Origin of the sequence: Allotamlana fucoidanivorans (genome assembly GCF_045788535.1) — a bacterium.
Lineage (GTDB): Bacteria > Bacteroidota > Bacteroidia > Flavobacteriales > Flavobacteriaceae > Allotamlana > Allotamlana fucoidanivorans.
The window spans coordinates 2,924,220-2,941,325 of sequence record NZ_CP074074.1; the positions used below are offsets into that span (position 1 = coordinate 2,924,220).

Sequence of the window (17,106 nt, forward strand, 5' to 3'; positions counted from 1 at the left end):
TCAGTTGTTTATAGGCTATTATTAGTTTTTAAAATCAGAAATTGTTTCCTTAAAAGATTTTTCATAATCAGCCTCTAACAATTCAAAGTATTTTTGACAGAAATCATTATAGTTTTTCTTTGCAATTCCTTTTTTTCCTTGGTTATACAAGGACTTGCACTTTATAGAGATAGCATCTTCGTTCAAGGGAGCGTATTTTAAAATGATATTACTTAGTAAAATAAGTAATTGCGCGTCGTCTATATATTTAGCGATTCTAATAAGATTATCAATTAACATATTGTTATCATCATTCTTAAAATCTTCAATCCACTCTGTATGTACATCTGGTGAAATTTCACCTTTTGAAATTATGTTTAAGAGTTTATAGGTTTGCTCATGGTCAAGATGTTTATTTGCATTTTCGTCTAAAGCCTCTTGAACAAAAGTGAAATCACAGAAAACAGAGTTCCCTAAATTAATGTTCCAATATGTATTATCATTACTAATTTCAATATTACCTATTTTATCTAACAGCAGTCTTAATTTACTGATGTTAACGTTTCTGTTATTTCTTGCGTTACTATCAGATTTATTAGGCCATAAAAGTTCTGTTAATTGGTTTGAAGAAATACCTTTTCCGTTTTTGGCGCTTGTTAAAAGTATGATAAGAAAAAGTTGCTTTAGAGTAGGTGTAAATAAGGCAGTGATATCATTGCCTTCTTTATCATAAACCTGAAACCCTCCATATAGATAAATAGCAGATGTTTTTACTTTTTCAGGTTTTACATGTGTTAATTCTAGAATTTCTTCATTTAGAGCCGGAGCATCGGTAGTTTTAACTTTTCGATTAGGTTTATTTAATCTTTTACGGATAAGAAAAATTGAGATGAAAATTAAAATAAGACCGAACAAAGCATAAATCCAATAGTTTTTTCTTAAAACTAGAGGTTCTATTTCATTTTGATAAATATCTTCAGGGAAAAGTGGGGGATAAGTTAATGAATAAAGACTTGCTTTGCTTTCTGTAACTGTTAACGTGTGAATTTTTGAATTATTAGAATCTAAAAAAAAGTCTACGTGCGATTTAATATCAAGAAATTCATATGGTATAGAGTCCGAAAACACTGTGACTTTAGGAGATGACACCCCAATTTGAGCAAGTTTTAAATTGGTATTGTAATTGGTGTTGTTATAAGTTAGTGTGTAAAAGCTATCCGTATTTTCATCTATAATCATTGATGAAACCGGTACAAATGGAGAATAAGGTATGTTGTCCGTTTCCCAAAGCTTATTGGTTTTGTAATTGTTGTTTAAGTCTATTGAATACAAATCATAGAAATGCCTGCTTCTAACACCTTGTTTACCAGAAGGGCTACCGTACCCGCCAAATAGTAAAAGTTTGTTGTCTGATTGCAGTCCCATAGAGCTTAAGTATCTTGGCGGAACTTGACTACTCAAATCAAGAGACTGGATATTATACTTACCAAAAGAAAAATTAGAGATTTGAGATTTGTACTTATAAAACCCATATCCGCCAAAAGTAAGTAAGGTACTGTCAATGGGTGAAATGATTTTATTATGGTGAAAATAAGCCGTTTCGGGACATGAGGTTTTTGATTCTGACCATTGCTGTTTTTTGAAATCAAACTTTTGATAAAACCCTTCATCTATTGAATACGCTAAAAGCTCATTGCTTAAATGATTGAATTTATAATTAGCAGATTGACAGTTGATTGTGTTTCGTATTTGATTTAAAGTATCAATAGTGTTGTTATCTATATGGTATATATAAATAGACTTAGGGTTTATAAAATAAACTCTTTTATTTATGGGGTCGTTAGCAGTGCCAAGTAGATTGTTAAAATTAAAATCTTGAATTTTTTTCCAGAAAACATGCTGGTCTATTAGCCATTTCGGGTTTTCTACTAGAGCTTCGTCGTTTGAAATATTATCGTATACTTTGTTTTTTTTAGTGTGCTTCCCAAGTGGCCAATTTTTGATGAGCGCATTGTTGTTATCTAATATCTTAACATTTTTAATACTCATTGGGCAAACGTCTGTAGTCACAAACCCTTTATATCTGCTTTTTCCAAAAATGATATCTAACACATCCATTTTAGAAATACCTTCAATATCTTTTGAAAGTTTGTAACCATTAATGGATATGGTAATTTCTGAGTGTTTTGCGTTTATTTCAATTTTAAACTTAATCCATTTATCATATGAGCCTCTTGGGATGTCGGCCCATTTATATTTAAATAGTATTTTATCCTTTACTACAAGCCAAAAATTTTCATTCTCGTGATTTAGGTTTGCCACTAAATCAATGTTTGTTTTTTTATCTCCTATGAGCTGTACTATATTGCCGTAGTAGCCATCACCTCGTCTAAAATTAGCTTCAAACTCAACAACAAGCTTTTGGTCTATTTCTAGAGGGTAATTGGGAGTTAGGTTAAGAGAAGTTCTTTGTTCTTGGGTAACCTCATGAGATGAAAAATAAAGACCTTCATCTAAAACATCTTGAGCTGTAACACCATTAAAGAACGTTAGAAGAAATATAAATAAGATGTTTTTTTTCATAATCAGTCGATAGGGGAATGGAATCTCTGTATAACCAGTGCAATATAATTGATATTTTATTTTTTTGTTACTATTGCTAGCAAAAAATTCTTAATAACCAATCTAATCTAATGTCTGAATTATGAAATTCTAAAAAAAATAAGGGTCAAAAAAAATTAACCGAAAATTAAGTGCTTATTAAGTGTTAATTATTTACTAATTAATATTGGCCACATATATTTGGCTCAACAAAAAATAAAATTCTAACTGTATGATTTGACAAAAACAAAAACTAACAACTAATTATGATTTAACAAGCTAATTTTTATGAAAAAAAATATTTTATACCAAACTCGAGTCGACAAACAGAAAAATCCGTTTGTTGCATTATTACGTTTATTGTTCTTAATAATTTTATTCGGTACACAAGGAGCCTTGGCGCAAAACAGGGTTATTTCAGGTGCTGTAGTAGATGAAAATGGAGTGCCTCTTCCTGGTGCATCTGTATTACTGGAAAACACCTCAACCGGTACAGTAACAGATTTTGATGGGAACTATAGCATTAAAATACCAGAAACGGGGTCACAAACCTTAACTTTCAGCTACATTGGTTATTTGACAAAGTCAATTGCTGTGCAAAACCAGTCAACCATAAACGTTGCTTTAGAGTCAGATATATCTGCTCTGGATGAAGTTGTTGTAGTTGGTTATGGAACTCAAAAGAAAGAGAGTCTTACAGCATCTGTTGCTGTTATTGATAATCAAGAAATTCAAACAACAACAAACGTAAGTGTGGCTCAAAAGCTATCTGGTAAAATTGCGGGTGTTCAAATTCGTCAGCAATCAGGTCAGCCAGGTTCTTTTGATAACGATATTAATATACGTGGATTTGGGGCTCCAATCTATGTTATTGATGGTATTCGAAGAGGAGGTTCAGCTGATTTTCAACAGTTAAATGCTGATGATATTGAAAGTATCTCAATATTAAAGGATGCTGCTGCTGCTATTTATGGCCTAGGTGCTGCAAATGGTGTTATTTTAGTTACCACCAAAAAAGGAAGTAAAACTAAACCAACATTTAATTACAATTCTGTACTTAGTGTTGTAAGGCCAACTGACGTTCCTAAAATGGCTAACGCTGCTCAGTACACCCAAATGTGGAATGATACACAATTGTTTATTCCAGGAGGGGCAGGGACACCGTTTTATTCTCCAGAAGAATTAGAATTATGGAGAACAGGTGCACCTGGATATGAAAGTACAGATTGGACTGATTTGGTACTTAAAAAACAAGCGTTTACACAACAGCATAATTTCTCGGCTACTGGCGGTTCTGAAAAGACAAATTATTTTATCAGTTTCGGGTATGTAAATGAAGATGGACTTATACGTAGTAATGATATGGGGTATAAACGCTATAATTTCCGTACTAACTTAACTACAGAATTTGCTAAAAACTTAACAGGTTCAGTTTTAGTGAGTGGCAGATGGGATAAAAATTGGCAACCGGGAACAGGCTTCTTTAATATTTTTAAAGGAACACGTGTAACTTTGCCAACTGAACGTCCATATGCCAATAATAATCCTGCTTATTTAGCACCAGTATTATCAGGTTTAAATCCTGTGGCTTTTATGGAGAAGGATGTTACAGGTTATAGCAGAAGTAATACTAAAAGATTTACTTCTACATTCTCACTTGAGTATGATGCGCCTTTTGTTCAAGGCTTGTCTTTTAAAGCCGTAGCTGCGTATGATGCTAATATATTTCAGAATAAATCGCTATCACTGCCCTATAATTTATATACATATGATGAAGACACAGATAAGTATAATCCTCTTAAACAAAATGATGGGACATCTAATATAAGTAATAGAAACTCAAATAGTGATGCTCTTACACTACAAGGATACATAAATTATAAAAGAACATTTAATGATGTTCACAATATAGGTGCAACTGCGGTTATCGAGAAAAATACTTGGGAAAATAGAGAGTCTTTTATTAGAAGGTATTACAGGAAATTTTATACTAAGGATCAAATCAGATTCGCAGACGTGTTAGATCCAGATACAGATGGTATAGAAAATCAATCTGCTGATTTTTCATATATTGGCCGTTTCAACTATGACTATAAAGGGAAATATTTATTAGAATTAGCAGGTCGTTACATGGGGTCCTATCGTTATGCTCCAGAAAACAGATATGGTTTTTTTCCAACAGCTTCTTTAGGTTGGAGAGCGTCAGAAGAATCATTCTTAAAAGATGTGAGTTGGTTATCTAACTTAAAGTTTAGAGGTTCTTATGGTGTAATTGGAATGCCAGAGGGAAATCCTTTTCAATATGTAGAAGGTTTTAGTATTGGAAGTGGAGGGTCATATGAATTTGTTGATGGAGAATTGACTGAAGGTATTTCTACGCCACCAATTGCAAATGGAAACCTTTCATGGATGGAGGCGACTACAAAAAATATAGCCGTAGATATGGGCTTTTTACAAAACCGTATCAATTTCACTGCAGAGGTTTATGAACGGTTGTTAGATGGTATTCCTGCTAAGAGAAGTATAGCACTTCCAAATACTTATGGAGGTGAATTGCCTCAAGAAAATTTGAATAGTGAAGTAACCCAAGGTTTAGAGTTGTCTATAAGTTATAGAGATAAAATTGGTGAAGATTTCAATTTTGCAGTTTCTGGTAATTTTGCCCATGCTAGAACCAAAAGAAAATATGTGGAAGGCGAAGCATTTACGAATAGTTATTCTAGATGGAGAAATCAACGGTCAGATCGTTGGAACGATGTTTTTTGGGGGTATAACTATATAGGACAATTTCAAAATGAAGACCAGATAGCAAATGCGCCATTACAAAACGGAGATAGAAGTAATAGCGAAAGAGAATTGCCAGGCGATTTTGCATATGAAGATTGGAATGAAGACGGTGTAATAAACGGTTTAGACGAGCAACCGTTGTTTTACTCAGGAAAACCAAAAATGTTCTATGGTTTCACCTTAGATTTAGAGTATAAAGGATGGTATGCTAACTTATTATTACAAGGAGCTGCTAATTATACTGTTAGATTTAGAGAAGTATATGCCGAGATGTTTGCCTTTAGAGGAAATACACCTGCTTATTTCTACGATAGATGGAGAAAAGAAGATCCCTATGATATTGATAGTGCATGGATTCCTGGAAAATGGCCTGCATCCAGAACTATTGGAGATGTGGGTGGAATGTACAGAGAAAGTTCAAGATGGAGAAGAGATGCGTCTTATTTAAGATTAAAGTCTCTTGAGATTGGTTACAACCTTAAGTCTCAGTCTCTAGAACGTACCTTAGGAATAACTAATTTGAGAATTTACGGAAGTGGTTTTAACCTTTATACTTGGGCAGATGACTTTGTAAAACCGTTTGATCCAGAAAAGATAGAAGGGGCTTATTCCGCCGGATTAACATACCCTGTAACGAGCACTTTTAACTTAGGACTAAACGTTAATTTTTAAAAAATAAATATGAAAACTATAAAACAACTTTTTATCTTATTTGTTTTAGGTCTTGTGGTTGTCTCATGTGATGATGGTCTTGACTTGGAGCCAACAGATAAAATAACGGCAAATGATTTATTTGGTGATCCAGAAGGTACCAAATTGTACTTGGCAGATTTATATGATAGAATGCCTATTGAAGATCTTACCTACTTTCCTAGAGACGGATTTAACTATAATAGAAGTAACCCAAACAACGGCGGATTTACAACTGATATGTTAACACCTTGGGCACACCACAGTGAGCGAAATAGCTTTATCAATGGAGGCTATTTAAATTGGTGGGAAGATGCTTATAGGTTAATTAGAGATGTAAATATTTTTATTCAAATTATTCCAGAATTAAACATATCTGAAGAGCAACGAGCATTTTACACTGGTGAGGCTGCATTTATTAGAGCTTTTGCTTACTTCGGTCTTGCAAAGCGTTACGGGGGTGTGCCGTTAATTTTAAAACCACAAGAGTTTAATGGCGATGTTGAAGAATTAAAAGTTCCTAGAAATACAGAAATGGAAACATGGGATTTTATTCTAGCAGAGTGTGATGTAGCAGCTAATAATTTAGATGAAACTAATGGAAGAAGAGCTTCAAAATGGGCGGCTTTAGCGTTAAAGTCAAGAGCTGCATTATACGCTGCATCAGTAGCAAAATTTGGAGACCAAATCAATTTGACTGGTGAAGCAGTTAACCTAGGACTAGTTGGTCTTCCTGAAAATTCAGCTTCTAAATATTACCAAGCATGTATTGATGCCTCGGCAAATATTATAGAAAACGGACCGTTTAGTTTGTACAAGACAAACCCATCAAGTGTAGAAGAAGCGGCTGAGAATTTTAGAGCAATGTTTGCAGATCCAAATATTGCACCAGAAGAGGCTATATTGATTAAAGGACGCACCATTCCAGGTGATAATTACGGAAATAACTATAATATTTGGTTCAATCCAAACCAGTTAACCAATGGATGGCCACATCCAGGAAGATATTGTCCAACGCTTGAGTTTGTTGATTTATTTGAAAGTTATGATAACCCTGGGTCTAGTGCTCCAATTGTCACTACGGTTGATGGAGATATTAATAACTACAATGGTTATGATCCCAGTAGGGAGTATTTACACTATGAAAATCCTCTTGATATATTTGCAGGTAAAGATGCCCGTTTGCAGGGGTCTGTAATTTTACCAATGTCAGAGTGGAAAGGTGAAACCATTATTTATCAAGCAGGTTTTATAGATCCTCGTGGTAATATTAAAATTGAAACTAATGGGGTTACTCGTGCTAACGGACAGTTTTACTTTACATACGGTTCTTCCGATCCATCTCAATTTTCAGGATTTAGCCCTTTAGGTGGTAACCATACAAAAACAGGGTTTGGTTTTAAAAAATTCTTGAGCTTAGACCCTGTAGTTCCAGGTTGGAATAGAAGTACAACAGATTTTGCAGAGATAAGATATGCTGAGGTATTATTAAATTATGCAGAGGCTGTTGCAGAAAGCGGTTTGGGTGATGCCGGTATGGCTAAAGATGCTTTAAATGCAACAAGAAAACGTGCATTTCATCAAACAGAAATTCCTTTAACTGTTGAAAATGTAATGAGAGAACGTACAGTTGAATTAGCCTTTGAGAACAAGACAATATGGGATTTGATGAGAAGAAGAACGTATCATACAACATTCAATAACACAAGAAAACACGCCTTAAAGCCAGTGATTGATTTGAGAGGAGAGCCTCCTTACAAATATATCTTTATTCGAGATAGAATTAGAGGAAATGATCCTCAGACATTTGATGTAAACGAATATTACAGAAATATTCCAGGTATCGGATTGAACGGTTTAGTTCCAAACCCATAAAACCACGGTTAAATATTTCTAAAATTTAAATTAATTATGATGAAAAAAATCAGATATATTATACTACTAATGCTTTCAATAGGTGTGTTTACTTCTTGTGAGTTAGACAATTTTGATGGTCCTGATGCAGGGTTGTATGGGAGTGTTATTGATGAGCAAACAGGCCAGTTAGTTGAGCAAGATATTATCCGCGGAGGCGAAATTGAAATTTATGAACAAGCCTATGAAAATGCAACACCTCAAAGACTAATTTATAAAGTTGATGGTACTTATAAAAATAGTAAACTTTTTTCAGGTTTATATAAAATAATACCTATTAGAACTAACTTTAGAACCCTAGATACAATAGTATTAGATATTCAAGGGCAGACAAAATTAGACTTAATTGTTACCCCTTACATTAGAATTAAAGATTATTCTATTGAGAAGAACGGAACCATAGTTACCGCTAAGTTTAAGTTAGAGCAAACTGGGGTATCAAATGTTAGCAAAATTGGGCTATACGCAGGTGCTGATAAACATGTTGGAGAACCAATGCGACTTGTAAAAGCTGAACAGGATATTAATAATATTGTTGATCCTAGTCAAGAGTATGAAATTTCAATTGATACTTCTGCCGAAATAGATTTGAAAGAAGGTAAAACTTATTTTTTCAGAATAGGTGCTTTATATGATACTGCAAATGCAAGATTTAATTATGCGCCAGCTGTTGAAATAGCACTGTAATAAGTTTAGGTATTTATAAAAGTAGCCTCTTTTAATTTTAAATAGAGGCCACTTTTATTAAAATTGATTAATAGTAAAAAAAAAGAAATGATAAAGAACGAGATTTTGAAAAGGGCAGTAGTTGCCATTTTATTTTTATGCATAGGATGGTCATGCAGTAGTAGTGACGCTGCAGATATAAAGGAAGATGATGATGAGGTTATTGTGACACCTCCTCCAGTTGATGAGATTGTTTATGATGAAACAGGATGTTTGTATACATCTTATACAAACTTAGTAATGGCCGGTTACCAAGGTTGGTTTGCAGCTCAAGGCGATGACTCTAATAGAGGTTGGTACCATTATCAAAACCCTAAATGCGGTGGTTTTTTTCCGGGGTGTTCAAGTATTGATATGTGGCCAGATATGAGTGAATATACTGAGAAGTATGTGACGCCGTTTAAATATGAAGATGGTTCAGATGCCTATTTATATAGCCCATATGATGAGTCTTCAATCGATCTTCATTTTAAATGGATGAAAGAAAATAATATAGATGGCGTTCATATGCAACGATTTGTTGTAGAAATTCATTCTTCAAATCCTAAAGGGAAAAGACACTTTAATAAAGTGTTGGCAAATGCATTAAAGGCTGCAAAAAAGTATGATAGAGCTATAAGTGTGATGTATGACCTTAGTGGATGTGATAGCCAAAAAGTAGCCTATTTAGAACAAGACTGGAATGAGTTAGTACAAGAGTTTAATTTATTTGATAATGTTGAGCATCCAACCTATTTGCGTCATAACGGGAAACCATTAATGTCTATATGGGGTGTTGGGTTTAACGATAATAGAAAGTATACCACAATTGATGTTGACCGTTTGGTTGGTAAATTAAAAGGGCCTAGAAACAAAGTGTCTATTATGTTAGGTGTGCCGTATTATTGGAGAACATTTGGAAATGACACAGAAAATAATCAAGGATTACATAATTTGATAAAAAAGGTTGACATTATCATGCCATGGGCAGTAGGAAGATACAATTCACCATCTAGCTATAATGCAGACAATGTCTATCAAGATATAAGATGGGCAGAATACAATAAAGTAGATTATGTGCCATTAGTTTTTCCCGGATTTACCTGGGGTAATTTGCAACAAACGCCTGAAAAATACCATGATATTCCTAGATTAAGAGGAGACTTTTTATGGAGGCAAGTTGCTGGTGCAAAGTTATCTGGAGCTAAGAGTTTATATGTGGCCATGTTTGATGAAGTAGATGAGGGAACAGCAATTTATAAAGTAAAACGTAATAAAGAAGTACCATTAAATGGTTACGGTCCAACAAATGAAGAGAATAGATTTAAATATGTAGGGATTGAAGACGACTTAGATTCTGACTATTATTTATGGTTAACGGGGCAAGCCGCAAATTGGTTTCATGGAGAAGGTAGCTATAGCATTAATAAACCAAATCGTCAATAGTTTGAATTTTGATATTATTTTACATTTTATAAACAGTGTTTTTTACTGGTGTTAAGATGTTCATGACAGAGATTAAAATATAAAATGAAAAAATACTTAAGAAATACATTGTTTTTTGGTGGAGCAGTTGTTATGTTTCTAATAGCTTGGTCCGTCTCAGATGATACTAAAATAAATAAAACGCTAGTTGATTTTGTTAACCCCTATATAGGTAATATTAGTCATTTGTTGGTGCCTACATATCCTACTATCCATTTGCCAAATAGTATGATGCGAGTATACCCAGAGAGAACTGATTTCACTTCAGATTTGTTAGATGGACTGCCTCTTATTATTACCAGTCATAGAGGAAGTTCTGCTTTTAATTTAAGCCCGTTTCAAGGAGAAGAAAAAGACATAAAGGAAGTAGTTAGATATAGCTATGATAATGAGCAGATAACACCATACTCTTATTCAGTTTATCTTGATGAACAAAACACATCTGTTAATTTTAGTGTGTCACATCAATCTGCTATTTATGAATTGGACTTTGAAAAAGATGATCTTGTTTATCTAGTAATCAACTCAAAAAATGGCGGAATAAATTGGAATGGTAAAACGTTAACAGGTTATCAAATCATAGAGAATGATACTAAAGTGTATCTATATATGACAATTGATGAAAACCCTGAAGACATTTTAGAACTTAAAAACAATGAGTTAGTAAAGAGATCGAGTAAAAACTATGAAAACTCCAATGTTGTATTAAAATTTACAAGAAACACAAAAAAATTACATATTAAATATGGAATCTCTTTTATTGATGAACAGCAGGCAAAACAAAATTTTGAAAGAGAGCTTCTGGATGAAAATATAGCATCCTTAAGAACAAAAGGGAGAAACATTTGGAATGATGCATTAAGTAAGATTGAAGTTCAAGGAAGCAATGATGATGACAAAACCGTTTTTTACACATCTTTGTATCGAACTTTTGAACGACCAGTATGTTTGTCTGAAGATGGACGTTATTACAGCGCTTTTGACAATAGTGTTCATCAAGACCAAGGAAGACCCTTTTACACTGATGATTGGATTTGGGATTCATACAGGGCACATCATCCATTACGTATTTTAATTGACGCAAAAAAAGAAGAGGATATTATAAATTCTTTCATACTAATGGCAGAACAAATGGATGAGTTTTGGATGCCAACTTTCCCTGAGGTTACAGGAGATAGTAGAAGAATGAATTCAAATCATGGTGTAGCTTCAGTAATTGATGCCTATAAAAAGGGACTTAGAGGTTTTGATCTTGAAAAAGCATACGAAGCATGCAAAAATGGAATAGCCGAAAAAACACTAGCGCCTTGGTCAGGAATGCCTGCTGGGGAATTAGATGCCTTTTATAAAGAGAAGGGGTATTTTCCTGCATTGCATCCAGGAGAAGAAGAATCTGTCCCAGAAGTACATACATTTGAAAGCAGACAACCCGTTGCAGTTACTTTGGGTACGTCTTATGATGAATGGTGTTTAGCCCAAATAGCCAAAGAACTTGGAAAAAATGAAGATTATCGTATTTTTTTAGATAACTCTTTTAATTACAGAAACCTATTCAACCAACAAACTCATTTTTTTCACCCAAAGGATGACAAAGGTAACTTTATTGAACCCTTTGATTATAAGTTTTCTGGTGGTATGGGAGCTAGAAAGTTTTACAGTGAAAATAATGCTTGGACTTACAGATGGGATGTGCAGCATAATGTAAAAGATTTAATAGATTTAATGGGAGGAAAAGTATCTTTTGTTAAACATCTGGACAGTACATTTGCAGAGCCATTAGGAAGAAGTAAATATGCGTTTTATGCTCAGTTACCTGATCAAACAGGTAATGTTGGGCAATTTACTATGGCTAATGAGCCATCATTGCATATTCCTTATTTATATAATTATGCAGGGCAACCTTGGAAAACTCAAAAGCGTATTCGTACTCTTTTAAAACAGTGGTTTAGAGAAGATTTAATGGGCATTCCTGGAGATGAAGATGGAGGCGGAATGACGTCATTTGTAGTGTTTTCGCAACTTGGGTTTTATCCTGTTACTCCAGGTATGCCTATTTATAATATTGGAAGCCCTGTATTTGAACATGCAACAATTCATTTAGAAAATGGAAAAGATTTTACCATAATAGCCAAAAATTATAACCAGGAAAACAAATACATTCAATCAGCGAAATTGAATCAAAAAGAATGGAATAAGCCTTGGTTTTCACATGATGATATTATAGATGGAGCTGTTTTGGTTTTAACAATGGGAGATAAAGCTAATAAAATGTGGGGTAGTTCTGCAGAAATGGCACCTCCTTCTGTTGATTAAAGTTTTGAGTTAGTTTTATTTAGTTTTGAGTGTATTGTTATCCTATTATAGTAAGATAACGGTATTGTTTAGTTTATTAGTTGGAAGGGGTGAAAACCCCTTCTTTTAGTTGTAAAGTTTAAAAAAAAAATATTTTTAAAAATAATTAAGCAATAATGGATAGTTTAGTAAAAGTTAGTTTAATTGGTTTTTGCTTGTTTGTTGTGTCATGTGCTTCAAAAAAAGAACTTTTATCAAAAAAATGTATACAACGCCCAAAAAATGTTATTCTTTTAATAAGTGATGGGGCCGGTTTATCTCAAATTTCATCATCATTTTTTTTTAAGGATGATGTTCCAAATTATTCAAGGTTTAATAATATAGGACTTATTAAAACATCCTCATTAGTACAGGATGTAACAGACTCAGCGGCAGGAGCCACTGCATTTTCATGTGGTGAAAAAACTTACAATGGAGCTATAGGTGTTGCTAATGATTCTACTAACCTAGAAACAATTGTTGAGATTGTACAGAATAAGGGAGTGAAAACAGGGCTTATAGCTACTTCTTCTTTGACACATGCCACACCAGCTAGCTTTTTCGCCCATGCCGTTAGCCGTAATATGGAGGAAGAAATTGCTTTAGATTTAACGAAATCTAAAGTTGATTTTTTTGCAGGTGGTGGTGTGAAATATTTTAATAAGCGAAAGGATGGTGTAAATTTATTAGATTCTAATGGTTTGAGTGATTGCCATATAAATACGAATCAGCTAGAAGATTTTGAAAATATAAAAAGGTATAGTAGAGTGGGATACTTACTTGCATCTAACGAAATGCCAAAGGTATCAGAAGGACGAGGGAACTTTTTACAGAATGCCACAGATTTAGCTATTAAGTTTTTAAGTAAGGATAATCATCCTTTTTTTATTATGAGTGAGGGCTCACAAATTGATTGGGGAGGGCATCAAAATGATGGAGATTATCTTGTTTCAGAATTGATTGATTTTGATAACACTATAGGCAAGGCTTTAGATTATGCCGAGAAAGATGGTAACACATTGGTAGTTGTTACTTCAGATCATGAAACAGGAGGTTTTACCCTTTCTGGGAAGATAAAAAAAGGAGCTGATGGGTCTAAATATGGAGATTATTCAGAGGTTGGAATGTCTTTTTCAAACGGCGGACATTCAGCTACATTAATTCCGGTTTTCGCTTATGGGCCTGGTGCAGAAATATTTAATGGTATTTATGAGAATACAGAGGTGTTTCATAAAATCATGCAAGTTACAGGTTGGAAAAAGAAATGATATCCATAATATTTAGATATTTATGAGAAGATTACCTGTCAGTATTTTTATGCTATGGTTCTTGTCATGTCATCAAATCAAACAAGAGTCGTTTAATTTTGTTCAATTGTGTGATATACAACTAGGAATGGGAGGTTATGCGCATGATAAAAAAACATTTGAGCAAGCCGTAAAACAAATAAATCTTCTTAAACCTGATTTTGCTATAGTTTGTGGTGATTTGGTTAACAATGCCACAGATAGTTCGTATGCCGATTTTAAAACTATTGTAAATAAATTTAGAATACCGTATTATCTGGCTGCTGGAAATCATGATGTTGGTAATGTTCCTGATAAAAAAAGTTTAACTTATTATAGAAATAGGATAGGGAAAGATTATTATAAGTTTAAAAATAAAAAATCTACGTTTGTAGTGGTTAATACACAGCTATGGAACGTGGAGGTTCAAAGTGAATCAGAGCAGCATCATATTTGGTTCAAGAACACATTGGATAGTTTAGAGAAAACAAAGGAAAATATTTTTGTAGTGGGACATTATCCATTGTATATCAAGTCCCCTAATGAATCTGATGAATATTTTAATATTCCAATCCAAAAACGAGAAGAGATTCTCAATTTATTAGTAAAAAACAAGGTTAAAGCATATTTGTCAGGACACAAACATGAAACGATTATTAATACCTATAAAAACATTCAGTTAGTAACAGGAGAAACAACTTGTAAAAATTTTGATAATAGACCGTTAGGATTTAGATTTTGGACTGTATCGCAGGATTCTATATCTCATAAGTTTATCAGGTTAATAGGTTTTTAAGTACGACACTTTTTCTTAAGATGCTTTTTTTAAAGAAACTATCCCATAAAGTGACACAATATTAATTACTTGTGTAGAGAACTACATGTTTTTTCTTTTTATCCTTCAATTAAAGCAATATTAACTCTTAATTAATTGAATATTCATCATAAATTAATTAACGATTCTAATTTTGGTTGCAGTTAATTGATCATCTAAATGTGATGATTAATCTAATTTCAACTTTATAATTATGAAAAACAAGCTATGGGGCGTTCTTTTATTAGGAACGTTATTTTTTACTAGTTGTGATGAAAAAAGAGGGCATTCAGAAGCGGTCACAATTTCAAAAGATAATACAGAATATGTAAATCCTTTTATTGGAACTGGAGGACATGGCCATACTTTTCCGGGTGCAACAGTACCTAATGCTATGGTACAATTAAGTCCAGACACAAGAACAGCTGGTTGGGATGCTTGTGGTGGGTATCACTACACTGATAGATCCTTAAAGGGCTTTAGTCATACTCACCTTAGCGGAACGGGGATTGGTGATTTAGGGGATTTTCTTTTTATGCCTTTTACAGGCAAAACTAAATTAGAAGCAGGCAGTCCTGAAAATCCAGATGAAGGTTTTAGAAGCCGATTTAGTCATGACGATGAATTAGCTGAACCAGGTTATTATTCGGTAAAATTATTAGATTATCGTATTAAGGCTGAATTAACGGCATCTACAAGGGTTGGTTTTCATAAATATACATTTCCAGACCATGCCGATAAGAAGCTAATAATTGATACAGATCATACTGTTCACGACAGAAATGTGGTAAATAGTACCATAACTGTGTTGAGTGACACAGAAATTAGCGGTTATAAGCACATTAAAGGTTGGGCGCCAAACAGGCATATTTATTTTTATGCAAAATTCAACCAGGCGTTTGATGCTGAGTTGTTCAAGGATAAAATAGCTCAAGAATCGCTAAACGAAGTAACAGGTAGAAAGCTGTTAGCCGTCCTTAACTTTAAAGGCGATAAATCTGAACCTTTGTTAATAAAAGTTGGGATATCTTCTGTTGATGCTCAAGGTGCTAAAAATAACCTTGAAAAAGAAGTAAGAGATTGGGACTTCGATAGAGTAAAACAAGAGGCACATACCCTCTGGAAAAAGCATTTAGATCAAATTGAAGTAGAAGGAGGAAGTGAAGACGAAAAAACCATTTTCTATACTAGTTTATATCATACAGGAATGAGTCCCTATGTTTTTAGTGATGTTGATGGACGTTACAGAGGTATGGATCAAAAAATATATACTTCAGACAAAAATATTTACACTGTATTTTCTTTATGGGATACCTTCAGAGCCTTTCATCCATTGTTAAACATCACTCAGCCAGAGAAAAACAATGCATTCATAAATACATTATTAACCAAGTACGACCATGGAGGGGTTTTGCCAAAATGGGAATTAAATGGGAATTATACTGGTTGTATGATAGGTTACCATTCAATACCTGTAATTGTTGATGCTTACTTTAAAGGTATTAGAGATTTTGATATAGAGAAAGCCTACAAGGCTATGATACATGCTTCAACATATAATGATACTGGTATTTTGTTTCCTTCAGAAGATGTGAAGGAGAAAGTATCTCCAATGGCTAAAAAATACAATGAAGAGTTAGGATATATTCCTTCAGATTTAGAAAATGAATCTGTTTCAAAAGCATTAGAGTATGCTTATAACGACTGGTGTATTGCTCAAATGGCCAAAGACCTTGGGAAAACAGAAGATTACGAGCGTTATTTGGAGCGTTCTAAGCGTTACCTTAAGTACTTTGATAAAGAAACAGGATTTATGAGAGGGCTTCAAAGTAATGGTGAGTTTAGAGAGCCTTTTGATCCTAAATACTCTCAGCATAGAAAAGATGATTATGTAGAAGGCAACGCATGGCAGTGGACATGGTTTGTGCCCCACGATGTTAATGGCCTAGTAGAGCTAATGGGAGGTAAAGAAAAATTTATTGGAAAATTAGACGAATTATTTACCACCAGTTCTGAAATTAAAGGAGAACATGTGTCTAGTGATATTTCTGGTTTAATTGGTCAATATGCTCATGGTAATGAGCCAAGTCATCATATTACGCACATGTATAATTTTGTTGGTCAACCTTGGAAAACACAAAAGCTAACCGATGATATCATGTCTACCTTATACTTTAATCACCCTAATGGTTTATCAGGTAATGAGGATTGTGGGCAAATGTCTGCGTGGTATATTTTAAATGCTATGGGCTTCTATTCATTTAGCCCAGGAAATGACACCTATTCTATCGGTCGTCCAATCTTTGATAAAGTCACCATTAACCTGACCAATGGTAAAAAATTTACGGTAGTAGCTAAAAATAATGATCCAAAACACCTATACGTTCAATCTTTAAAATTGAATGGAGTTGATTTAGAGGCACCTTTTTTTACTCATAAAGACATTGTAGAGGGGAGTACCATCGAGTTTGAAATGGGGCCATTAGAAAACAAAACATTATTCAACTAATATTA

9 protein-coding genes are annotated in these 17,106 nt (G+C 33.7%); 8 read left to right on the top strand and 1 reads right to left on the bottom strand.

Annotation, left to right across the window (positions count from 1 at the left end):
- Window positions 1-21: 21 nt before the first annotated feature.
- Complete coding sequence (locus KFZ70_RS12510) at window positions 22-2,562, bottom strand: hypothetical protein (protein ID WP_139696181.1); 2,541 nt, start codon at window positions 2,560-2,562, stop codon at window positions 22-24.
- 306 nt (window positions 2,563-2,868) lie between these two features.
- Here KFZ70_RS12510 and KFZ70_RS12515 point away from each other — a divergent pair, with 306 nt between their 5' ends.
- The 8 genes from KFZ70_RS12515 to KFZ70_RS12550 all read left to right on the top strand — a co-directional run bounded on the left by KFZ70_RS12515 (window position 2,869) and on the right by KFZ70_RS12550 (window position 17,101).
- Window positions 2,869-6,039, top strand: a complete 3,171-nt coding sequence (locus tag KFZ70_RS12515) for a TonB-dependent receptor (RefSeq protein ID WP_139696178.1) — start codon at window positions 2,869-2,871, stop codon at window positions 6,037-6,039.
- A gap of 9 nt (window positions 6,040-6,048) precedes the next feature.
- Window positions 6,049-7,932: a RagB/SusD family nutrient uptake outer membrane protein gene (locus tag KFZ70_RS12520; RefSeq protein ID WP_139696176.1), complete on the top strand. Its 1,884-nt coding sequence runs from the start codon at window positions 6,049-6,051 to the stop codon at window positions 7,930-7,932.
- A 36-nt stretch (window positions 7,933-7,968) separates the two neighbouring features.
- Window positions 7,969-8,658 (top strand): DUF3823 domain-containing protein, encoded by a 690-nt coding sequence (locus KFZ70_RS12525; RefSeq protein ID WP_139696174.1) that lies wholly within the window; start codon window positions 7,969-7,971, stop codon window positions 8,656-8,658.
- Between the two features lie 105 nt (window positions 8,659-8,763).
- Window positions 8,764-10,122: a glycoside hydrolase family 71/99-like protein gene (locus KFZ70_RS12530; RefSeq protein ID WP_233244026.1), complete on the top strand. Its 1,359-nt coding sequence runs from the start codon at window positions 8,764-8,766 to the stop codon at window positions 10,120-10,122.
- An 84-nt stretch (window positions 10,123-10,206) separates the two neighbouring features.
- Window positions 10,207-12,474, top strand: a complete 2,268-nt coding sequence (locus KFZ70_RS12535) for a GH92 family glycosyl hydrolase (protein WP_139696170.1) — start codon at window positions 10,207-10,209, stop codon at window positions 12,472-12,474.
- Window positions 12,475-12,629: 155 nt separating this feature from the next.
- On the top strand, window positions 12,630-13,760 hold the full coding sequence (locus KFZ70_RS12540; RefSeq protein WP_139696168.1) for an alkaline phosphatase: 1,131 nt from the start codon (window positions 12,630-12,632) through the stop codon (window positions 13,758-13,760).
- 22 nt (window positions 13,761-13,782) lie between these two features.
- Window positions 13,783-14,574 (top strand): metallophosphoesterase, encoded by a 792-nt coding sequence (locus KFZ70_RS12545; RefSeq protein ID WP_139696166.1) that lies wholly within the window; start codon window positions 13,783-13,785, stop codon window positions 14,572-14,574.
- Between the two features lie 232 nt (window positions 14,575-14,806).
- Window positions 14,807-17,101 (top strand): GH92 family glycosyl hydrolase, encoded by a 2,295-nt coding sequence (locus tag KFZ70_RS12550; protein ID WP_139696164.1) that lies wholly within the window; start codon window positions 14,807-14,809, stop codon window positions 17,099-17,101.
- The last annotated feature ends 5 nt before the right edge of the window (window positions 17,102-17,106 follow it).

Coding starts and splice junctions, on each gene's coding strand:
- KFZ70_RS12510 (WP_139696181.1), bottom strand. CDS start 2,562: ATGAAAAAAAACATCTTATTTATATTTCTTCTAACGTTCTTTAATGGT.
- KFZ70_RS12515 (WP_139696178.1), top strand. CDS start 2,869: ATGAAAAAAAATATTTTATACCAAACTCGAGTCGACAAACAGAAAAAT.
- KFZ70_RS12520 (WP_139696176.1), top strand. CDS start 6,049: ATGAAAACTATAAAACAACTTTTTATCTTATTTGTTTTAGGTCTTGTG.
- KFZ70_RS12525 (WP_139696174.1), top strand. CDS start 7,969: ATGATGAAAAAAATCAGATATATTATACTACTAATGCTTTCAATAGGT.
- KFZ70_RS12535 (WP_139696170.1), top strand. CDS start 10,207: ATGAAAAAATACTTAAGAAATACATTGTTTTTTGGTGGAGCAGTTGTT.
- KFZ70_RS12540 (WP_139696168.1), top strand. CDS start 12,630: ATGGATAGTTTAGTAAAAGTTAGTTTAATTGGTTTTTGCTTGTTTGTT.
- KFZ70_RS12545 (WP_139696166.1), top strand. CDS start 13,783: ATGAGAAGATTACCTGTCAGTATTTTTATGCTATGGTTCTTGTCATGT.
- KFZ70_RS12550 (WP_139696164.1), top strand. CDS start 14,807: ATGAAAAACAAGCTATGGGGCGTTCTTTTATTAGGAACGTTATTTTTT.